A 22,110-nucleotide genomic window follows, 5' to 3' on the forward strand; every position below is an offset into this window, starting at 1 on the left:
TTGATGCATCGGTCAATTGTTTAAAAACCTTTATGAAAAAAATCTTATCTATTGATGGTGGTGGTATTCGTGGAATTATTCCGGGAATGATACTGGTTGCCTTGGAGGATAAGCTCAAACAAAAAACCGATAATCCGCAGGCAGCTATTGTCGATTTTTTTGATTTTTTTGCGGGTACTAGTACCGGAGGAATTCTGAATTGTTTACTGCTGTGCCCAAATAAAGAGAATCCTAAACGTCCTCGTTTTTCGGCAAAAGAAGCGCTCGATATGTATTTAAAATATGGGCACGACATTTTCAAAATGGGCTTTTTTAAGCGAATCACTTCCAGCCTTGGTCTAACCAGTGAACGCTATGATAGCACAACCTTGGAAAGTGTTTTGCAAAAATATTTCGGAAACACCAAGTTGAGCGAGCTAATCAAACCTTGTATCATTTCTGCTTATAATATCGAACTCCGAAAAACCCATTTTTTCAGACAGCAAACGGCAATAGAACGAGGAGACGCACGGGATTTCTATTTAAAAGATGTTTGCCGGGCAACTTCTGCCGCTCCTACTTTTTTCAGTGTAGCGGAAATTTATTCGCTAGCCGGTACGCGTTATCCGCTTCTGGATGGTGGTGTATTTGCTACGAATCCTGCACTCAGCGGCCTGGTAGAAGTAACTCGGGCATTTAATCAGACCAAAATCAATGATATCCACATCTTCTCGTTGGGTACAGGAAGATCAAGGAAATCGTATAATCTGGAACATTTCAAAAAAAGTCGGGCCATTGCAATGGTTCCTGCGCTGATTGATATTATGATGAGCGGTGTCGCAGAAAGTAGCGACTTTTTCTTGCATCAATTGTTTCGCTCATCCGGCAAAGAACAAGACTATTTGCGTATTGAACCAGGTAATTTAAACAGTATTCAGGAAAGCTTGGATGCAGCCGATGATTCTAATATGAAACGATTGATTGCGCTTGGCGATCGTACGGTTAGTGAAAATAATGCTATCTTAGATACGATGGCTGATTTTTTAATAGAAGAGCAAAAAAACAATGGTTCGCATAATAAACCTTGGAGCTTTTTAAACCGTGGCTAACGTATGGATAATGATGCGTGAACAGTAAACCAATCCTTGTTTACAGATACGGATAACTTGGTAATACTAATCACGTAAATAATATCTATCTACTGATGTCTTGATACTTAATACTTGATACTTAATACTTGATACTTGATACTTGATACTTGATACTTAATATATGGCCTTAAATTACGTTTGGATCGCCTTTTTTTTAATTGCTTTTATTGTTGCCTTATTTAAACTCATTTTTTTAGGGGATCAACAGATTTTCCAGACGATTATCAATGGAACCTTTGACACGGCTAAGGCTGGTGCGGAGATATCATTGGGCTTAATCGGATTGATGTCCTTTTGGTTGGGTATTATGAAAATTGGCGAAAAGGGTGGTATGATTAACATTTTTGCTAAGCTAGTGGGACCTTTCTTTAATAAACTTTTTCCGGAAATTCCTAAAAATCATCCTGCACTGGGCTCCATCTTAATGAATTTTTCTGCTAATATGTTGGGCCTTGATAATGCCGCTACACCCGTTGGTTTAAAGGCAATGAAAGAATTGCAAGCGTTAAATCCAAACAAAGAGGTAGCAACTAATGCCCAAATTATGTTTTTGGTATTAAATGCATCAAGTTTAACACTATTACCAATTACCATTATGGCTTATCGTAAGGAAGCTGGTGCAGTGGATCCGTCGGATGTATTTATTCCGATCTTATTAGCAACCTTCTTTTCTACTTTAGTGGGATTAATCATAACGGCTATTTATCAACGTATTAATTTGTTAAATAAGGTGGTGTTGGCTTATGTTGGGGGATTAACGCTTATTGTTGGTAGCTTGCTATATTATTTTTCAACCTTAAAACAAGAAGAGATCAACGTCATCTCACAGGTTGCCAGCAACGTTATCTTATTTACCGTTATTATCTCTTTCATTACCTTGGCGCTTTATCGCAACGTAAATGTCTTTGAATCGTTTATTGAAGGGGCGAAAGAAGGTTTTGAGGTTGCCGTTAAAATTATTCCCTATTTAGTCGGTATCCTAGTAGCTGTTGGTGTTTTCCGTGCCTCCGGCGCGATGGATTACTTGGTACAGGGAGTTAGCGCTGTCGTTGGATGGCTAGGTTTTGACACCCGTTTTGTCGAGGCGTTGCCAGTGGCTTTCATGAAACCGATGAGTGGTAGTGGCGCAAGAGGATTGATGATCGATTTGATGCATCAGCGGGGTGCAGATAATTTCGCTGCCCGTGTAGCCTGTGTTATTCAGGGAAGTACAGAAACAACCTTTTATGTGCTCGCAGTTTACTTTGGATCGGTGGCAATTAAAAAGACAAGACATGCCCTACCCGCTGCTTTATTGGCCGAATTGGCTGGTATAATTGCTGCTATTATCATTGCATATATCTTTTTTGGATAACGATCATAACTCATAACTTTAACGATGTCAGTATTAAGTGTTACCGTAAGTATTGGAAAAGAAAAGTACAAAACAGAAATCAGTAATGGTCGGAAAGTGTTGATCGCCGATGAACCAGAATCGTTGGGAGGTGCTGATCTAGGCTTGGGACCGAAAGAATTGCTGCTGTCTAGTTTGGGGTCTTGCACGGCAATGACCTTACGCATGTATGCGGATAGAAAGGAATGGGACTTGCAGGAGGTTAATATTACCTTAAAAATGGATGTTGTGCCCAGTACCCATCAACAAACAACATATATTAAGAGCCACATTAGTTTAGTAGGCGAGCTTAATGATGAACAACGGCAGCGCCTTTTACAGATAGCATCATTATGCCCAGTGCATAAAATCTTATCAAACCCTATTGTGATCGATAGTAATTTGCTACCTTAATTTGCTACAAGTTATTAGTTGTTTGTTATTAGTTGTTTTTTATTGGTTATTTGTTATTGGTTATTTGTTATTGGTTATTTGTTATTGGTTATTTGTTATTGGCGTTGCCTACTGCCTTTTCATAGCTTTTTGCTTTTCGCTTTTTACTTTTTACTTTTGAATTTTACGTTTGAATCATTAGGTTTGCGAGCAAGAATCCTAATTGAGACTTATGACTGATATCGAAAAGAAAGAACAGTATGCTCCATACATAAGTATCAGTAGGGATGAATGGAAAACATTAAATGGTGCGCTGAATTTTTCGTTATCCGATGAAGATATCAGTAAGCTAAATGCCTTAAATGAACCTTTAAACCTAGCCGAAATTCAAGAGGTTTATTTTCCTCTCTCCCATTTATTAAATATCCATATCGACTTTGCAAAGAAGTTATATGAAGCAGAAAATGGTTATTTAAACAGTGGTCGTAAACGTTCCCCTTTTATTATTGGCATTGCAGGTAGCGTGGCCGCGGGTAAAAGTACCACCGCCAGGGTATTACAGAAAGTCCTTTCTTTGTGGCCGGAGAAACCCCGTGTTGCTTTAGTTACAACAGATGGTTTTTTATACCCGAATAAAGTGTTGGAACAGCGAAGTATTATGAATAGAAAAGGATTTCCAGAAAGTTACGATACGAAACGACTAATCAATTTCTTAGCAGATGTTAAAGCAGGTAAGGAACATTTAGAAGTACCCATTTATTCGCACCTGGAATACGATATTATACCTAATCGGGTACAAGAAATCCATAATCCAGATGTGGTTATCGTAGAAGGAATCAATGTTTTACAGGTAAATCTTAGTGAAAAACATCAAGGGCCGCAAGTCTTTGTATCCGACTTTTTTGATTATTCGATTTATGTACATGCCAATGAAAAAAATTTATTGGAATGGTATATTTCCCGGTTCAAGCAGTTGCAACGAACAGCCTTTCAAAATCCAAGTTCCTATTTTCATCGTTATGCAACCTTATCAGAGCAAGAAGCTATAGCTATAGCCGCTAATATTTGGGATTTAATCAATAAGCCTAACTTAATAAAAAACATCCTCCCGACACGTTTTCGAGCCAATCTGATACTCGAAAAGGGAAGCCATCATTTTGTAAAGGGCGTGAAACTAAGAAAGGTTTGATTTCAATTGGATCATTGGCTAATTTAGTTATTAGCTAATTGTTTTCCTTTCCAATTTTCAGTACTTCGTTCAATACGATATTTTTGATAAACTGCGATTGCGTTTTCCCCAGATTGGTTAAGGTGAACTGCACCTTATACTTCACCACATCTTTCTGCACGGTAAGTATTTTTAATTTCATGCTATTCTCAAGCACTTCATTACTATGCTTATTCAATAGATCGTTGAGCAGGTTTTTGAGGTCCTCACGATCCATGGTATACTGTGTGGGTAATTCAAATTCAACACTGACCTTTCGTGAATTTTGAAATGATTGGTTAACAATGTTAGTGGTAAATACAAAGTTGTTTGGAACCATAACAATGTCGTCATCATCATTATTAATCACAATATTTACGAGCGTAATATCGACAATCTGCCCTTGATAATCTCCTATCTTTACATAATCCCCTAGGGTTAGCTGATCCGAGAACATGATAATCAAACCGCTGATCATATTGGTGATGTAATCTTTGAAAATGAGTGCAATAGCAGCAGCAACGATGGTAATGCTGGTCAGAAAATCTTTGGGATTTATGTTAAAAGCGAGCATAACGCTAAAGATAATAACAATGGCATTTAATACGGAGGCGATGCGATTGATCCCTAAAACGAAACTCCCTCTTGAACTGGTATGAAAATAGAGCGACCGTCTTTTGTACCAAGATAATAGGATAATACGGGTGCTTGAAATCAAAATATTACTTGATAAAAAAACATTTAGGGCATATACCAGATGTCCGATGACCGGTTTATGGGTATAATAATCCTGATTTGCGACGAGGGAATAGGTAATGGGTATAAATACAATGATCTTTATAACCAAAATGAGCAGATCCTTTTTTAAATGGATGCTTTGTTTGATATATTCTTGCTGACTATTCATGGGTTTATCTAGCTTAATGTTGTAGGGTTTGCTGGATATCCCGTTGAAAGGCAGCGGGAAGTTTACCGGTATGTTTTTTGAAGAAACGGGTAAAATAAGCTGGATCTTCAAAACCAATTTTCCAACCGACCTCCCGTATTGGCAATTGTGTCCAAAAGAGTAAGCGTTTGGCCTCCAAAACCCGTCGTTCATCAATCACCGCCTTAGCATTGGTACCGCTCATTTCTTTAACGATGTCGTTTAAATGTCCGGCGGAAATAAATAATTTAGCTGCATAATCTGTAACTTTTGTTTCAGTCAAAAAATTCGTTTCCACCAATTCCATAAATTGATGCATCAATTTACTGTAGCGTTTTCTATTTTCCGTTGGGTTATGAGAGGCGATAAATAAAGTTATTTTTTCCAGCATCGCCAAAAAAAGTAAGGCAATTATGGCTTTTTTTTGTTTAAAGGCTGAAAATTCTTGCTGTAATAAATAGAGAAAAGGAAGTAACTCGCCTAATTCTTCTGATTTTAAAGGCAATAAATTCGTGTTAAAGGCTTGTGTCCAATGGTTATTCGCTGTATACGAAAACATAAATTCATTGGTAAAGGTAATGACATACATGCTCGCATAACCTGGATTAACTTCATAGTGTACCTGGCCTGGTTGTATAAATAATAAAGCCGCATCCTTGGCCTCATACGCTTTAAAATCAATAAATTGTTTGGTAGATCCTTCACATAATATAAGCAGCGTGTAGTGGTCATGTCGGTGTGGATGATTGGTTTTTTCATACCGATCCTGACCAAAAGCCAATTTTACAATATCAAAAGCATCCGGATGCCCTTTGGATGCTATAGCACCATTGTAAATGGGAATGTGCTGCTTAGATGATTCCTGCATACCAAAACAAATAAGGATGCTAATTTATAAAAAATCCTGTATAAGTACCATTTATACCTTGGTTTGTTATGAAGAGCTAAAGGCCATAGGCTTACCTTTGTAAGGAAAGGAGTAATGTCGTTTGACGAAAGATTAAGTTGACTATGCAAAAGCAAGAACAGGATAAATTAGTTGAGCTTCATGTGACGGGTATGCATTGCAATAATTGTGCACTATCGGTACATAAATTATTGGAAAAAAAGGGCTATGCCAATGTTTTTGTAAGTTTTGCTAATGAAGAAGTGAAATTTACAAGTCATGATGAGGTCAATTTACCGCAGGTAATTGATGCCATTGAAGGTTTGGGATTTAAAGTCCAACAAGAAAACCAAGAAGTCAAGAGCGGCTTTTTAAGCGAAATTGAGCATAAATTTCTCTTTGCTTTGGTGTTTACCATCCCCCTATTCCTCCATATGTTTTTACCTTTTCACTGGCTACACCAACCGTATGTACAGTTAGCGTTGTGTTTACCCGTCTTCATCTTGGGATGTGCTTACTTTGGTAAAAGTGCCATAAACTCTATCAAAGGTGGTGTGCCCAACATGGATGTGCTAATCTTTGTTGGTTCTACTTCAGCTTTTGTTTACAGTTTGATCGGTACTTTATTAGCGCTTGGACCGAGTTATCTCTTTTATGAAACTACGGCTACCATCATTACGTTAGTATTACTGGGAAACGTATTTGAAAAGCGTTCGGTTATCCAAACGACATCTGCGGTTAAGGATCTGATAAAAATTCAGCATACAAAAGCCATACGGGTACTTGATGGAACGACAGAAACAATTGATGCTAAAGATATTCATGTAGGCGATATTCTATTGGTTAATGAAGGCGACCAGATTCCGACCGATGGTGATATCATTTGGGGTGAAGCTGCAATTAATGAATCGATGTTAACCGGTGAAAGTGTACCGGTAGAGAAACATAAATATGATGCGGTTATTGGAGGTACCTTAATAGAACGTGGAAGCCTTCGGATCACAGCGACTAAGGTGGGAAACAAAACGGTTTTGGCGCAGATTATTGATTTAATGAAGCGTGCACAGGCAGCTAAACCACCTATCCAACGTTTGGGCGATAAAGTAGCCGCTATCTTTGTTCCAGTAGTAATAGGTATTGCGCTGTTAACTTTTTTCCTTGCTTACTTTGCGTTTGATTTAAGTTTTCGCCAGTCGCTCATGAACGCGATAGCGGTAATGGTTATCTCTTGTCCTTGTGCTATGGGGCTTGCTACACCCACTGCAGTTATGGTTGGTCTTGGCCGCAGTGCTAAAAATGGTGTGCTCATTAAAGGTGGTGATACGGTTGAGGAAATGACCGATTTACGTTATATGGTTTTTGACAAAACAGGCACACTAACTACCGGTAACTTTTCTGTGCGTTTGATGGATAGTACACTTCCCGACGAAGATCTAGCAGCAATGGTGTATGGCTTGGAAAGCTATTCTAGTCACCCCATTGCGAAATCATTGGTAAAAGCGTTTCAGGATAAACCGAAAGCGAAACTTATTTTTACACAAGTTAAAGAGGAAAAGGGACTTGGCATTAAAGCAGTTGATAGCGAAGGGAATAGCTATCAGATAGGCTCGAAACAATTGGTAACTAACCGCACAGATGCTGAAGGCTTCGATGTTTTTCTTTTGAAGAATGGCATATTAATAGCAAAAATTGCCTTGGAAGATGAGCTAAAACCTGATGCAGCTATGCTAATGCAAACGTTAAAAGAACAACAGATTACACCTGTTTTATTAAGTGGAGACCGAAAAGAAAAATGTATCGCCTTAGCGAGAACAATTGGTATCGATCAGGTTTATGCGGAGCAATTTCCTCAAGATAAATTAACCATTATTGAGGAATTGAAAACAAAAGGAAAAGTAGCAATGGTTGGCGATGGCATTAATGATGCACCTGCGCTTACCACAGCAGACGTGGGCATTTCCTTAGGTAATTCCAGTCAGGTTGCTATACAATCAGCAAAAGTAGTGTTATTAAACAACGAGCTAAAGTCTATTATTACTTTACTGAAAATAGGTAAACATACGTTGTTAACCATTAAGCAGAATTTGTTCTGGGCATTTTTTTATAATGTGTTTGCTATTCCGCTGGCAGCTTTTGGCTTCTTGAGCCCGATGTTGGCTGCATTAGCAATGGCCTGTTCAGATGTTGTGGTTATTGGTAATTCTATACGATTGAAGTTTAAGCGATTGTGAAGCTTTAGTGGGTAACGCAGTAAGCCATAAGCTTTAGGCAATAGGCCCTAAGCTTACTGCTTAAAGCTTAAAGCCTAAAGCGGGTTTAACTGAATAACCCCTTAGCTTTATCGACCAGGCTATCGCCTCCCCCCTCTTTATTACCTAAAAGGGATTGAACGTCGAAATTCCCATTCAGTATACTTTCACCTTTCCCTTTTAACGAATCAGGTAAATGCTTATTTATGTAATCCAGCACGACAACAGATGCTTTTTGTGCCAATTCCGGAGAAAGACCTGCTTTCTGAATCAATTCATTTACTAGTTTTTCCATATTATTTTCTTTAAATAAACAAACGCTTACGTAGTTAAACAGAACAAATTAAATACCTGTTTGTTTTAATTGGCGTTTCCTGTATAGTACGTTTGGATGATGAACTGATCAAAGGTAGTTATCTACTATTTCCTCCACTTGACGGATATAATTCCCTCCAAAAACATTGGCATGAAAAAGCAATGGATATAAATTACATAGATCTATTCTTTTCTGCCATTCCTTTTCTAAGGGAAAAACCTCCTGATATGCCTCATAAAACGCTGAATCAAATCCGCCGAAAAGTTGAGTAAGCGCTAAATCCATTTCCCGATGGCCATAGTAAACTGCTGGATCGATTAAAAAAGGAATCTCTTTATCATCTACGAGGTAATTTCCATTCCATAAATCTCCATGTAGCAAAGCAGGTGCCTCAGCAGGAAACAGGTCTGGGATTTTTGAGCATAACCGTTCAAATTTACGTAGCAAATGTATATCGGCGATACCGCTTGCCTCCGCCCGCTCTAATTGTTTTTTTAGGCGTTCTTCAATGAAAAAGTCTGCCCAATTGTTGTATGGTGTATTCTGTTGCCGCAAGGCCCCCAGATAATTATCGTAATCCAGTCCAAAAAAGTCTTGCGTATTCTTATGCATAAAGGCTAACATTCTACCTAAATTGGCTTGCGCTGAAGAGGTGTTTTCACCTTTTTCTATCCAAGACATTAACAGAAAGGCGTCTTGTTTGTATTGTCCGGCCACCAACAGATCCGGAATAACGGCACCACCCGTTTTTTGAAGCAATTTCAAGCCTTCACGCTCCAATACAAATAGATGTGGTAAGCGATCAGCATCGTTGACTTTTAAAAAAAAAGACTGTTGTTGACCTTGAATACGAAAACTTTCATTAATGTCGCCGCCAGATACGGGCAACATAGAGATTAAACGAAAATTTGTACCAATCAAGTTACCAATAACAGCTTCTATATGGTTCAGAAACTCTGCAGAAAAAAACATGGGTTGTCCTTTTTTATAAACGCAAGGTTAAATATAGTAGATAATCATTAAATCCTATAAAAAACAAAAATATTGTAAGGAAAGCTACCGTTAAAGCTTTATCTTTGCCCATTAATTCGCAAATTGCCTACATGAAGCATATCCGCAATTTTTGTATCATTGCACATATCGATCACGGTAAAAGCACGTTGGCTGACCGTCTATTAGAATATACAAATACGATTTCCCAGCGGGAAGCGCAAGCCCAGTTATTGGATAATATGGATCTGGAACGTGAACGTGGAATCACGATTAAAAGTCACGCCATCCAAATGAATTACACCTATAATGGGCAAGACTATATATTAAATTTAATCGATACCCCTGGCCATGTTGATTTTTCGTACGAGGTATCTCGTTCAATTGCTGCTTGTGAAGGAGCTTTACTTATTGTGGATGCTTCACAGGGTATTCAGGCACAGACCATCTCTAATTTATATTTAGCATTAGAACATGATTTGGAAATTATTCCCATCTTAAATAAAATGGATCTGCCTGGTGCTATGCCAGAAGAGGTTAAGGACCAAATCATTGATTTGATTGGCGGAAAACGTGAGGATATTATCCCGGCTTCGGGCAAAACGGGACTGGGCGTACCGGAAATCCTAGCCGCTATTGTTGAACGTATCCCCCATCCAGTTGGTGATCCGGAAGCACCTCTACAAGCCTTAATATTTGATTCGGTATTTAACTCTTTCCGCGGAATCATGGCGTATTTTAAGGTAGAAAATGGAGAAATCCGGAAAAATGATAAAGTGAAATTTATCGCAACGGGAAAAGAATATGTAGCCGATGAAATCGGTACCTTGAAATTAAATCAAGTGCCTAAAGAGCTTATCCGCACCGGAGATGTTGGGTATATCATTTCAGGAATAAAGGAGGCTCGCGAAGTTAAAGTGGGTGATACCATTACGCATGTTCACAGACCTAGTAAAGAAGCGATAAAGGGTTTTGAAGAGGTTAAACCGATGGTGTTCGCAGGAATCTACCCGGTAGATACAGAAGATTTTGAGGAGCTCCGCGAAAGCATGCACCGCTTACAGCTAAACGATGCATCGCTGGTTTTTGAACCAGAATCGTCTGCCGCGCTCGGTTTTGGTTTTCGTTGCGGTTTCTTAGGAATGCTGCATATGGAGATTATTCAAGAGCGTTTGGAACGGGAATTCGACATGACGGTGATTACAACAGTACCAAACGTTTCCTATATTGCACACACCACTAAAGACGGAACCTTAAAGGTAAATAATCCTTCAGACCTTCCTGATCCGAGCAAATTGGAATTTGTTGAAGAACCTTATATAAAAGCAAATATTATTACGAAAGCCGAGTTTGTGGGACCTGTAATGTCGCTTTGTATCCAAAAGCGTGGCGTAATTATCAATCAAAGCTACCTTACCGCAGACCGAGTGGAATTGGTATTTGAAATGCCAATGGGTGAAATTGTATTTGATTTTTACGACAAATTAAAGACCATTTCTAAGGGTTATGCATCGTTTGATTATCATCAAATTGGTTATAAACAATCGGATTTGGTTAAACTGGATATTCGTTTGAATGGCGAGCCGGTGGATGCCTTATCCTCCCTTATTCACCGGAGCAATGCTTATGAATTCGGTAAGAAGATCTGTGAAAAATTAAAAGAGTTGTTACCTAGACAACAATTTGAAATCGCTATTCAGGCCTCTATCGGTGCGAAAGTTATTGCCCGTGAGAATGTGCGGGCCTTGCGTAAAGATGTAACCGCAAAATGTTATGGCGGCGACATTTCCCGAAAAAGGAAATTATTGGAAAAACAGAAAAAAGGTAAAAAACGCATGCGTCAGGTAGGAAATGTGGAGATTCCACAATCCGCATTTATGGCCGTGCTGAAGTTAGACTAAAGCAAGTTGTGTGTTGCGAGTTGTGCGTTGTGAGCACATTAGAGAACTCGTAACGGGTAACTGACAACTCATAACTAAAAAATATGCAATTACTAGACGGTAAACTCGTATCAGAAAAGATAAAACAGGATATAGCGGCTGAGGCGGCTGAATTTCTAGCTTCTAATGGTAGGAAACCACATTTAGTGGCTATATTAGTTGGTCATGATGGCGGAAGTGAGACGTATGTTGCAAGCAAAATGCGCAACTGCAAGCAAGTTGGGTTTGACTCGACTAATATCCGATACGAAGATGATATTTCTCAAGAGGAATTAATCCAAAAAATAGAAGAACTTAATCAGGATGATCGCATAGATGGTTTAATTGTTCAACTCCCTTTACCGAAGCATATTGATCCAGAGAAGATTACAGAGGCTATTGATTATCGAAAAGATGTTGATGGATTTCATCCAATTAATCTAGGACGCATGCAACGAAACTTACCTTGCTTTATACCAGCAACACCTTATGGCATTCTATTGATGCTGGATCATTACATGATACAGACAACGGGTATGCATGCCGTAGTGGTTGGAAGAAGTAATATTGTGGGCAGTCCGATGAGTATTTTGTTAGCCAGGAATACGCAACCGGGTAATTGCACTGTTACGCTAACACATAGCCGAACCAAAAACGTAAAAGAAGAGGTTTTAAGGGCAGACCTCATTATCGCAGCTATCGGAAAGAAAAATTTCATTACGGCTGATATGGTAAAAGAAGGTGCTGTCGTTATTGATGTTGGCATCAATCGTGAAGTAAGTACACTGACGAAGTCAGGCTATAAATTATATGGCGATGTCGATTTTGAATCTGTAGCACCTAAGGCATCCTATATTACACCAGTACCTGGTGGCGTAGGGCTCATGACGATCGTTGGTTTATTGAAAAATACATTAGCCGCTGCTAAGCATGCCATTTATCCTTAAAAATTAAGCAAAAGCACTGCTCAAACTCTTTGGCACTTTAATTGTTTATTGTTTTAATAAAAAACAAAAACTATGAAAAGATGGAATTTATTGGCTTTGGCTGCTATAGGCATTTCCTTTGCTGCTTGTAATAATTCTGCAAATACCGAGAATAACGGTAGCTCGGATACAGTTATGATGGATGATACCATGGATATGACGGATACCACTACTATCGGTCAGAAAATTGATAATGGAATCGATACTGTGAAAGAAGCTGGCCAGCGTGCAAAAGAGGACATCAATGCTGCTGCTAAAGATGCAAAAGCAGATGCGAAAACAACCGGACAAAACATCAAAGAAGATGTAAAATCAGCCAAAGAAGACGTAAGTGATGCTGCAAAATCCGCAGGTAAGGATATTAAGAATGCAGCGAATAAAGTGGCTGATAAAACAAAGGAAGGCTATAAAGATGTCAAAGAAAGTTTGAAAAAGGACACCTCGAAGAAATAAAGACTTGAATAGCCCATATGCAATCTAAAGGGAGCATCTAAAAAGTTGTCATTTTATTACCATCGAAATGACAACTTTTTAGATATTTTTCAATTACATAAATGCATCTGCTTCACGATAAGCAGCAATTAACCGCTCTTCCCCTGTTTTCCCTTTCCCTGAAATTCCATGTTCCATGCCCACAACACCTTTATAACCTTTTTGATGTAAATACTTAAAAATGTTTTTATAATTGATTTCTCCGGTAGTTGGTTCGTTTCTTCCCGGGTTATCCCCTACCTGAAAATAGGCAATTTCACTCCATGTCCGTTCGATATTCGCAATCAAATCACCTTCATTGCGCTGCATGTGATAAATATCGTATAATATTTTACAAGAAGGACTATTTACGGCTTTACAAATAAGATACGTTTGATTGGATGTTCTTAAAAATAAATCAGGTGTATCACTTAACGGTTCAAGTACCATCGTAATGCCGTGCGGTTCTAAAATTTCAGCACCACGCCTTAATGCTTCGATAACATTAGCGGTTTGAATTTCTATGGAGAGATTTCGTGAGAAATCTCCAGGAACTACAGTGGTTAGCTTTCCACCACAGCGTTTAGACACTTCAACTGCTTGTTGACAACCTTTTAAAAATATATCCACATGTGCTTGCTTACCAGCAGCCAACGTATTGGCACCATTGCCGCCTTTATCTAACACGAAAACCCCCATTGCCATTCCTAATTTAGATAAGAGATTACCTATTTTTTCCTGCTCGGCAGGGGGTCTTCCTGACATGCCATTATCTTCTATCCCCCTGAAGCCTTGATCGTACATGAATTGAATCTGATCTAGGAAACTGTTTCCAGCCAGGTTTTTAAATTGACCATCGTGCGGACCATAGTTTAAGTTAAATGGCTTTCCATCAGCAGTCATTGTACCGGCTTTAGTACTGGCAGAAAGCGAACTGCCCGTTATTAATGCGCCGGTAGCCAACAATCCTTTTTGTAAAAATTCGTTTCTTTTCATTTTCTTTTAAGTATTATGTAATAAGGCATAAGTATCAAGATAAGAACAAATTAAAAAGTAAAAAACCGATTGGCAGATTTATTTACGTAAAACATTGCACTTAAACCCCAAAAGGTTTTCACTTCAATCGTGTATCTTATATCTTATGTCCTATATCTTCTTTAATTAACAATTGTCTAAATCCATTGGTCATGGTATCAGCCACATTCCCTTTTTTGTCATGATAAATGATATATGCTTCTAATGAAGGGTGGCGATCCACAAACTGTAGTGCCTCCTCTAGGTGCATGGCCATAACAGCATTATCATAGCCATCTGCCGTAATTGCATCTTGAGCAAACAAGGTAACACTGATGAGCTCATTGGCTAATGGATAACCGGTCCTAGGATCGATAAGGTGAGTGATTTTCGTTGAACCGTTTTTTCTGAATTTGCGATAGTTTCCCGAAGTAGTGATTGCACCGCTACTTAACCCAACGATGTGTTTAATAATGGGTTCATCATCATCATTTGCTGGCCCCTCAATACCGATTCGCATTAAACTGCCATCAGGTTTTTTTCCATGAATGCGCAGCTCACCTCCAATCTCTACGACAAAATGCTTAATCCCTTGCTTCAATAAATAATCGGCCACTACATCGACACTATAGCCTTGTGCTATACCATTTACATCAATATTGACGCATGGTTTCTTTTTACGAAGAAAATTCCCGTTTAATTCCAGAAAATTGGTGCCTACACAGGCTTTTATAGAAGCAATTTTTGCACTATCGGGATACGAATTAATATTTTTTGTACCAAAACCCCATGCCGCTACCAAGGGGCCAACAGTTATGTCAAATAAGCCCTTTGTATCATGAAAAATTTGTAATGATTTCTCAATTACGGTACGAAATTTATGGTCTATTAATATTCCTTCTTCACTGTTATTGAACTGACTAATTTGAGAATAAGATTTATAGATGGACATGGAGCTGTCGATACCAGCTAATATAAGGTCTATTGTTTGCTTACTAATCGCTTCTGAAGAGCTATAATAATTAATTTGATAGGTGGTACCTTGTGCATATCCACTGATTTGGAATCGTTGCTCATCCTCCTTGTTATCTGCTAAGGAAAAAGAGCAAAACAGGCCAGCCAATACGGTTAAAATACCATATTTCAACCGTATAAAAGATATGCCTGTACTGTTCTGCTTCGGATACATCTTGTTTATGCTTTATCCCATTGGAATAAGCCGGGTTGAGCCACGGGATAAAGACCGTTCTTATCCGGTAATACCTTTGGTTTAGCATCCCATGCCAGGTTATCAGGCATAAGCGAATTATTTGCATTTAAGGCTTCTTCCCACTTGATAACTTGTCCAGAATAGGTGGCATATCGGCCTATAATACCTGTTAATGTACTTAGCGCTCCCCTTTCTGCATCCCAGAATTTATACTCTCCCTTACTGATACTTTCAAAAAGCTCATCATGTTCCGTTTGATAAGGGTTAGCTTGTCCTTTTGTGGGATGATTAAACAGCATGTTCCCCTTCCAATCCCATAACCTACCGACATTGCTTGCTGATAAAAACGTACGGCCTTTAGTTCCTTGAAAAGTCTCGTCCACCCGGTTGCTGGTTCCCTCAAAGTGACGGCATTGGCTGTAGATTACAGCACCGTCTGCATAAGTAAGCTCTACCGCATGGTTATCGTAAATTTCACCATAGTCTTTTCCTTTACGCCACGCTTGACTTCCTGTACCCTGAATGGAAACTGGATAAGATCCTTTAACCCAATTGGCAATGTCTATATTATGCACGTGTTGTTCGACAATATGATCGCCGCAAAGCCAGTTGAAGTAATACCAATTGCGCATTTGGTATTCCATTTCGGTTTGCTCCGGTTTGCGCGGATGCACCCAAACCCCACCACTGTTCCAGTATACCTGTCCACTCACAATATCACCTATAGCTCCGTCTTGAATACGCTTGATAGTTTCGCGATAATTCAGCTGATATCGACGCTGTAAGCCGACAACAACGTTTAGTTTTTTCTTTTTAGCTTCTTCTGCTGCAGCCAGCACTTTTCGCACACCAGGAGCATCTACTGCTACCGGTTTTTCCATAAATACATGTTTTCCCTGTTTAATCGCTTCCTCAAAGTGAATTGGCCTAAACCCGGGAGGTGTTGCCAAAATAACTACATCAGCAAGAGCGATTGCTTTTGCATACGCGTCAAAACCAATAAATTGATGGTCTTCAGGTACATCAACTTTCTCCTTATGTTTTTCAGAAGTATTTTTGAAGCAATCATCCAGACGATCTTTAAAGGCGTCTGCCATAGCAACAAGTTTTACATTGAATTTGGTGGATAACGCTTGGTCAATAGCCCCAGACCCTCTCCCACCACAGCCAATTAAAGCTATTTTAATGGTGTCGTTAACGGAAGAATAGCCCATTAAAGGCAAACTACTTAACATGGTGCCACCAGCAATAGCAGCAGACGCTTTTAAGAAATCGCGTCGTTGAAGATTTAATGTATTCATTTTGGTTTATTGTTTGTTTTTATCTGATATTATTTGTCAGGAATAGGTGCTTGGTCATAATAGGCCTTGATTTCACTTTCTGAAGGAGGAGTTACAGGCCTCACCAAGCGAAAACCTACGAAAGGAGCCTCGGGAAACCACCAATTACTCTTTGGAATTTGAGGATCAAGTTGTTTCCATGCAGGATCTGATGCTAAGCGTGCTGCAGAACGTAAGGCCGTAGCATCATCGTCATAAGCACCTCCTCTAACACTGTGTGGATATAAGGATGTTGGTTTATTAACCGGATTCTTTGCTGCTGATGAAGCATAAAAGTTAGCATCATATTGGTCGTAAGTCCATTCCGAAACATTCCCATGCATATCGTAAAGACCCCAAGCATTAGGTTTTTTTTGCCCTACCTGATGGGTGGTACCATCGCTATTATCCAAGTACCAGGCATAATCACCTAGCTGCCCCTCGTCATCTCCGAAAGCGTATTTACTGGTACTTCCTGCTCTACAAGCATATTCCCATTCGGCTTCAGTAGGTAAGCGATAAAAAACCCCTGTTCTTTCATACAGCCATTTACAAAATTGTATCGCATTATAATGCGTCATAGCAATAGCTGGATGCCCTTCTTTACCCATACCAAAGGTCATATCTAAATACGGTTTTGTTGGCCGGGTTACGGCGTCCACATGGGCAGGTACTTTTCCGTTTGAACTTATGGTAACTTCAAAATCTTTGTAGAGAAAAGGTTCGAATAAATCCCATGTAACCTCATAGGTTCCCATCCAAAAACCGTCTATTGCTACATCATGTACTGGCTTTTCATCCGCTTTGCCCTCTTCACTTCCCATTTTAAATTTCCCGGCCGGAATGGCTTTCATTTCGAAGCTTAAGTTAGTTCCATCGATCGTTTGCTTATAATCAGAAAGGTTTTGTGCGTAAGCGGATAGATTTAAAACGGTTAATAGTGATAAGAAGATGTTTTGTTTGTTCATTTTTTTGTTATAATGGTCTCCAAGCTTTTGTATAATTGATAGTGATCAGTTTACTAAATAAACTATATTTTACAATATATACAAATAATTGTGTAACATAGACACTAGATCTCCGTGGAATAGGCAGAATAGTTTCACACACAAATATGGTGTATGTTTTGTTCTGATGATATACTATAGGATAAGTTATGATTACTTATAAAATAAAACGAATATATGAAACCGTAGATGAACATGACGGTTTCCGTGTCTTAGTTGATCGCCTATGGCCACGCGGAATCAAGAAAGAAGATGCAAAGATTGACCTTTGGTTGAAAAACCTCGCTCCATCTACGGATTTAAGGAAATGGTTTAATCATGATGATGAAAAGTGGACAGATTTCAAATCAAAGTACCAAGCAGAATTAAACAGCAACAGCGAACTTAAAGAAACAATGCGTACTTTCAAACAACATAAAAAAGTAACCTTTCTGTATGCTGCTCAGAATGAAAAACATAACAATGCAGCAGTATTAAAAGCGTATTTAGAAAAGAAAGCGTAAAAAATATTTGATTAAATAGGTGCCAAAAATAAAAGATTTTATTAGCTTTGCATCGCTTTAAAATAGCATGCGCCCATAGCTCAGCTGGATAGAGCAACGGTTTTCTAAACCGTCGGTCTCAGGTTCGAATCCTGATGGGCGTACTAAACAGGAAAAGTGATTATTACTATCGCTTTTCCTGTTTTTATTTTGGGATAAATCGCTGTTTGTCTGAAAGATACGGTTTGCGATTACGTTCATTCTTGCGGTTCGATAAGTCTTTCCATCAAATTCCAATTTTTCAGGGAATATCGAACCAATTATATCTCGCCTTGTTCTGATTTCGCCCTCACTATACATTTTGGGAATACTATCAACATATATCTAACTAAAAAATCGGAGGTAACCCCAACTCCTTCAAAAATGCTTTATGCACATCAGTAGATGATATGATTTTAAGATACCGATAGCGGTTTTTCTGATGAAGCAACTAAGAAACATCCTCAAGTCTGTTTTTTACATTTTTGGCCTGCCATCGCTAAATGCAAGGATTAAGGTGACGATACCGAAGGTAAAAAAACTGACAATAATAGGTGACACCGAATCTTTCATGTACATATTGATGACCGAACCGAGACCCGAACCGATAAAAAAGAAAAAAGTTCCGTAAAGGGATGAGGCCAGACCGGCCATACGCCCCATAGGCTCCATTGCAAGAGCGCTGCTATTAGGCTCGATGGCCAAATTGATACCCAATAGTAGCGCAACAGCTGTAACAAATATGGGGAGTTTGGGTGGATCGCCAAATAAAAAATCTGATGCAAGCAAGCAGGCGGCTATTATGGTATAAACAACAAGTAGGCCTTGTAACGTAGAACGCGCTCCGAATTTAGACGAAAGCCTCGAATTGGTTAGCGTAAAAAAAGCCTGTAACAGACCAATACCACCAAAAATCCAGGCAAACAAATATGGTTTCCCGTAAATTTCTGTAATGATATGCTCAGAACTGGAAACCCACGCGCTTAAACCGGCGAAGAGCATCGTGGTAATCGTTGTATACCGAAGAAAGACCTGGTTGCTTAAAACGGCTTTCGTGGAAAGAAAAATATTCTTTGCTGATAAGATACTCCGTTGCGATTTTGGAAGCGATTCTTCCAGCCTGAGCGACCAGATAAACGCTACAATGGCAAATAATACAGGTGTTAGAAAGACCATACGCCACGATGCTACAGAAAGAATGGCTAAACCCAAAAATGGCGCGAATACCGGCGTGGACAGGAAAATAGTGAAAATCAAGGAAAGAATCTTTGCCATCTGATCGCCGGAAAATCGATCTCGCACACTGGCAATCGTTGTCATGAAAACAGCTGATGCGCCCATACCGGCAATGAAACGTGCAGCGACCATGGCGTCGAGATTTGGGGCAAATGTAGCGGCGATTCCGCCGATGATATACAATGGAAACCCAATACGCTGTATGGTTAGCCGACCAAAACGGTCTGACAGTACCCCAAAAATAACTTGAGTAACCTGACCGAGGAAAAAGAAAACCACGATGTTTGCAGCGGCAGTGGATGAGGGGCTTAACTCAAAGTGTTTCCTTATTTCACCAAAAACTGGAAGCATGATATCTATCCCCAAAGCCGTGAGCATCATGGTACATGCCGATATCGCTATAAATTCTCCGGTTTTTATTTTCATATACATTCTTTTATCAAAACAAAGATATTTAACTCTTCTACAATTTAGGCGGTGTGAAATAGACAGAATTACGGGTATGATCAGACAATTAAACTGGTTTTTTCTATTAATCTTTATGAAATAACATCATCCGTGGGCAGCTATTTCCGGTTTTGAGGTATTCTGATGGGGTAAAACCAGAGAAATACTTGAACTGTCGAATGAAATGAGACTGATCAAAATATGCCAATTTCTATCTAGCAAATTCTTTAATCGTGATTCGGCTAAGAGTCGTACCAACCTTACATCATGTCCGTACCATCTTCGCCATGAATATAGCATGTATGCATGCTTTATCTAGGGTTAGTCCAGGTCTTTATCGCAAAAACCTGGACTAACCCTGGACTCGAAGATGGTACGCAGGAAGTACGAAGTTATCCCCTATCAAGCCGCAGGGGTTTCCGAAGCATTTTGATCGCTTACCCGATCTTTATAAAATTCCAACAGGTGCCAATAATCAGGACAATTTTGGTATGAACCCTTGTAATGCTCAATTGCCGTATAGCAAGCTTCCAGAAATTTTTTGGTATTCGCGATTTTAGCCCAAGGTTTCCATTCAATTTCAAATGGTGGCGGATTACTATCAAAATAGTTCTTTATCTCTTCTGGTGTCATTTTAATAAAATAAAAGAAGCGTAAAGTTAGGAAGTTTTTTTTAATCTTATCGTTGACAGAACTTATATACCGGTGATGAAATTTACGGAGAAATCCTTATTTTCGCCACTATATGGAAACTGTTGTAAGTGGAATCCGGAGTACCGGAAAATTGCACCTCGGAAATTATTATGGCGCAATAAAGAATTTTATAAACATGCAGGATGAATATAACTGCTTCTTTTTTATTGCTGATCTACATTCGTTAACGACACACCCTACACCTGAAAATTTGCACCATAATGTCAAGCAAGTTGTGGTAGAGTATCTTGCAGCGGGTATCGACCCAGAGAAGGCTACCATTTATGTACAGTCTGATGTGCCTGAAGTTATCGAGCTTTATCTCTATCTAAATATGAATGCCTATGTAGGTGAACTTGAACGGGCTACTTCGTTTAAAGATAAGGTGCGTGCTAATCCCAATAACGTAAATGCTGGTCTACTTACTTACCCCGTTTTAATGGCAGCAGATATTTTACTGCACAAAGCAACAAAAGTTCCTGTGGGTAAAGATCAAGAGCAGCATCTAGAGATGACAAGGACCTTCGGCAATCGTTTCAATCGCTTGTATCAACACGATTATTTCCCCGAAACCTTCGCCTTTAGCTATAGTGATAACTTAATAAAAATCCCGGGTTTGGATGGAAAAGGTAAAATGGGAAAGTCTGAGGGCGATGCGAATTGTATTTATCTGTCGGATAAGCCAGAAGCCATAAGGAAAAAGGTCATGCGTGCGGTAACCGATAGTGGGCCAACACAGGAATATCAACAAAAACCTGTGGAGATACAGAACCTTTTTGATTTAATGACGGTGGTATCTACACCAGATACCGTGGCGCATTTTGATCACCTATACAATACGTGTAACATTCGTTACGGCGATTTAAAAAAACAATTAGCAGAAGACATGGTTGTGGCAACAGAACCGGTGCGATCGCGTATTGAAGCAATTGCCGACGATAAAGCGTATATTAGCCGTGTAGTGAATTTAGGTGCCGAAAAAGCAAGGGAAAGTGCCCGTAAAACCATAAGTGATGTGCGGGAAATTATTGGTTTTAAACCATTTTAGGAAGCGGAATGCATAAAGAGAAAAGATTTCGGTAATCCGTTTCATAAATCAAACAAATAACGAATAACGAATATGCATATAGCCATCGTAGGTAATATTGGTGCAGGAAAAACAACCCTAACGGGTTTGTTAGCTAAACATTTAGGTTGGGAACCGCAGTTTGAGGAAGTCGAAGATAACCCGTATTTGGAAGACTTTTACAGCGATATGAAACGGTGGTCTTTCAATTTACAGATTTTCTTTTTAAATAGTCGCTTTCGTCATATCATTGATCTGCAAAAAAGGAATGTAAATATTATTCAGGACCGGACGATATATGAAGATGCTTATATTTTTGCTGAGAACCTGCATGATATGGGCTTAATGACATCCAGGGATTTTGAAAATTACAGTGAGATTTTTGAAAGTATTGTTTCATTTATTAAACCGCCAGATCTTTTGATTTACTTAAAAGCGTCCGTACCAACGCTTGTAGATAATATTCAGCTGAGAGGAAGAGAGTATGAGGCTGGCATACGATTGGATTACCTATCCAAATTGAATGACAAATACCAAAAGTGGATTACGGGTTATAAAGAAGGGAAACTCTTAATTTTAGATAAAGACAAATTGGATTTTGCCAATAAACCTGAAGATCTTGGTTTCGTGATTGAAGAGATTGAGAAGAATTTAAATGGATTGTTTTAAATGGAGACACAAGATGTAAGACACAAGACACAAGATGGAAAGTGAAAAAGCTTTTGAGTTTTAAGTTGTATGTGCTATGTTTTA

General features: G+C 39.0%; 21 protein-coding genes and 1 tRNA gene. 12 read left to right on the forward strand and 10 right to left on the reverse strand.

Annotated features, from left to right (window positions below; genetic code table 11):
* Positions 1-32: 32 nt before the first annotated feature.
* The 4 genes from ABD930_RS12070 (at position 33) to coaA (ending at position 4,084) form a co-directional block, all read left to right on the forward strand.
* On the forward strand, positions 33-1,088 hold the full coding sequence (locus ABD930_RS12070) for a patatin-like phospholipase family protein (protein ID WP_345231980.1): 1,056 nt from the start codon (positions 33-35) through the stop codon (positions 1,086-1,088).
* 163 nt (positions 1,089-1,251) lie between these two features.
* Positions 1,252-2,484: a nucleoside recognition domain-containing protein gene (locus tag ABD930_RS12075; RefSeq protein ID WP_345231981.1), complete on the forward strand. Its 1,233-nt coding sequence runs from the start codon at positions 1,252-1,254 to the stop codon at positions 2,482-2,484.
* A 24-nt stretch (positions 2,485-2,508) separates the two neighbouring features.
* On the forward strand, positions 2,509-2,916 hold the full coding sequence (locus tag ABD930_RS12080) for an OsmC family protein (RefSeq protein WP_345231982.1): 408 nt from the start codon (positions 2,509-2,511) through the stop codon (positions 2,914-2,916).
* Between the two features lie 211 nt (positions 2,917-3,127).
* Positions 3,128-4,084: a type I pantothenate kinase gene (coaA, locus tag ABD930_RS12085; protein ID WP_345231983.1), complete on the forward strand. Its 957-nt coding sequence runs from the start codon at positions 3,128-3,130 to the stop codon at positions 4,082-4,084.
* Between the two features lie 34 nt (positions 4,085-4,118).
* Here coaA and ABD930_RS12090 read toward each other — a convergent pair whose 3' ends face one another.
* Positions 4,119-5,009, reverse strand: a complete 891-nt coding sequence (locus tag ABD930_RS12090; RefSeq protein WP_345231984.1) for a mechanosensitive ion channel family protein — start codon at positions 5,007-5,009, stop codon at positions 4,119-4,121.
* A gap of 13 nt (positions 5,010-5,022) precedes the next feature.
* On the reverse strand, positions 5,023-5,895 hold the full coding sequence (locus tag ABD930_RS12095) for a helix-turn-helix domain-containing protein (protein WP_345231985.1): 873 nt from the start codon (positions 5,893-5,895) through the stop codon (positions 5,023-5,025).
* 143 nt (positions 5,896-6,038) lie between these two features.
* On the opposite strand from ABD930_RS12095, the gene ABD930_RS12100 reads away from it, so the two are divergent.
* The gene (locus ABD930_RS12100) at positions 6,039-8,144 is read left to right on the forward strand and encodes a heavy metal translocating P-type ATPase (RefSeq protein ID WP_345231986.1); all 2,106 of its coding nucleotides are present in this window, start codon (positions 6,039-6,041) and stop codon (positions 8,142-8,144) included.
* A gap of 85 nt (positions 8,145-8,229) precedes the next feature.
* Here ABD930_RS12100 and ABD930_RS12105 read toward each other — a convergent pair whose 3' ends face one another.
* Positions 8,230-8,457, reverse strand: a complete 228-nt coding sequence (locus ABD930_RS12105) for a hypothetical protein (RefSeq protein WP_345231987.1) — start codon at positions 8,455-8,457, stop codon at positions 8,230-8,232.
* Positions 8,458-8,565: 108 nt separating this feature from the next.
* Positions 8,566-9,450 (reverse strand): fructosamine kinase family protein, encoded by an 885-nt coding sequence (locus ABD930_RS12110; protein WP_345231988.1) that lies wholly within the window; start codon positions 9,448-9,450, stop codon positions 8,566-8,568.
* Positions 9,451-9,581: 131 nt separating this feature from the next.
* Between ABD930_RS12110 and lepA the strand changes: the two genes are divergently transcribed.
* The 3 genes from lepA to ABD930_RS12125 all read left to right on the forward strand — a co-directional run bounded on the left by lepA (position 9,582) and on the right by ABD930_RS12125 (position 12,826).
* Positions 9,582-11,369: a translation elongation factor 4 gene (lepA, locus tag ABD930_RS12115; protein ID WP_345231989.1), complete on the forward strand. Its 1,788-nt coding sequence runs from the start codon at positions 9,582-9,584 to the stop codon at positions 11,367-11,369.
* An 83-nt stretch (positions 11,370-11,452) separates the two neighbouring features.
* The gene (locus ABD930_RS12120; RefSeq protein ID WP_345231990.1) at positions 11,453-12,334 is read left to right on the forward strand and encodes a bifunctional 5,10-methylenetetrahydrofolate dehydrogenase/5,10-methenyltetrahydrofolate cyclohydrolase; all 882 of its coding nucleotides are present in this window, start codon (positions 11,453-11,455) and stop codon (positions 12,332-12,334) included.
* Between the two features lie 72 nt (positions 12,335-12,406).
* The gene (locus tag ABD930_RS12125; RefSeq protein ID WP_345231991.1) at positions 12,407-12,826 is read left to right on the forward strand and encodes a hypothetical protein; all 420 of its coding nucleotides are present in this window, start codon (positions 12,407-12,409) and stop codon (positions 12,824-12,826) included.
* Positions 12,827-12,919: 93 nt separating this feature from the next.
* On the opposite strand, the gene ABD930_RS12130 is transcribed toward ABD930_RS12125, so the two are convergent.
* From ABD930_RS12130 to ABD930_RS12145, 4 genes are all read right to left on the reverse strand, one after another.
* Positions 12,920-13,840, reverse strand: a complete 921-nt coding sequence (locus tag ABD930_RS12130; RefSeq protein ID WP_345231992.1) for a hydroxypyruvate isomerase family protein — start codon at positions 13,838-13,840, stop codon at positions 12,920-12,922.
* Between the two features lie 136 nt (positions 13,841-13,976).
* The gene (locus ABD930_RS12135) at positions 13,977-15,047 is read right to left on the reverse strand and encodes an FAD:protein FMN transferase (RefSeq protein ID WP_345231993.1); all 1,071 of its coding nucleotides are present in this window, start codon (positions 15,045-15,047) and stop codon (positions 13,977-13,979) included.
* A gap of 5 nt (positions 15,048-15,052) precedes the next feature.
* Positions 15,053-16,369: a Gfo/Idh/MocA family oxidoreductase gene (locus ABD930_RS12140; protein WP_345231994.1), complete on the reverse strand. Its 1,317-nt coding sequence runs from the start codon at positions 16,367-16,369 to the stop codon at positions 15,053-15,055.
* A 29-nt stretch (positions 16,370-16,398) separates the two neighbouring features.
* Positions 16,399-17,355 (reverse strand): formylglycine-generating enzyme family protein, encoded by a 957-nt coding sequence (locus ABD930_RS12145; protein ID WP_345231995.1) that lies wholly within the window; start codon positions 17,353-17,355, stop codon positions 16,399-16,401.
* A 188-nt stretch (positions 17,356-17,543) separates the two neighbouring features.
* Between ABD930_RS12145 and ABD930_RS12150 the strand changes: the two genes are divergently transcribed.
* Together ABD930_RS12150 and ABD930_RS12155 are read left to right on the forward strand one after the other, a co-directional pair.
* Positions 17,544-17,897 carry a DUF488 domain-containing protein gene (locus ABD930_RS12150; protein WP_345231996.1) on the forward strand — a complete coding sequence of 118 codons (354 nt, stop codon included), beginning with the start codon at positions 17,544-17,546 and terminating at the stop codon, positions 17,895-17,897.
* Positions 17,898-17,966: 69 nt separating this feature from the next.
* Positions 17,967-18,040, forward strand: a tRNA-Arg gene (locus ABD930_RS12155).
* Positions 18,041-18,392: 352 nt separating this feature from the next.
* Here the strand turns inward: ABD930_RS12155 and ABD930_RS12160 are convergent.
* Positions 18,393-19,577 carry an MFS transporter gene (locus ABD930_RS12160; protein WP_345231997.1) on the reverse strand — a complete coding sequence of 395 codons (1,185 nt, stop codon included), beginning with the start codon at positions 19,575-19,577 and terminating at the stop codon, positions 18,393-18,395.
* A gap of 423 nt (positions 19,578-20,000) precedes the next feature.
* The gene (locus tag ABD930_RS12165; RefSeq protein ID WP_345231998.1) at positions 20,001-20,231 is read right to left on the reverse strand and encodes a DUF6965 family protein; all 231 of its coding nucleotides are present in this window, start codon (positions 20,229-20,231) and stop codon (positions 20,001-20,003) included.
* Positions 20,232-20,343: 112 nt separating this feature from the next.
* Between ABD930_RS12165 and trpS the strand changes: the two genes are divergently transcribed.
* Entirely contained in the window at positions 20,344-21,339 is a 996-nt protein-coding gene (gene trpS, locus ABD930_RS12170; protein WP_345231999.1) for a tryptophan--tRNA ligase, read from the forward strand.
* 72 nt (positions 21,340-21,411) lie between these two features.
* Entirely contained in the window at positions 21,412-22,026 is a 615-nt protein-coding gene (locus ABD930_RS12175; protein ID WP_345232000.1) for a deoxynucleoside kinase, read from the forward strand.
* Positions 22,027-22,110 lie beyond the last annotated feature (84 nt).

Source organism: Olivibacter ginsenosidimutans, assembly GCF_039542865.1.
Taxonomy (GTDB): Bacteria; Bacteroidota; Bacteroidia; order Sphingobacteriales; family Sphingobacteriaceae; genus Olivibacter; species Olivibacter ginsenosidimutans.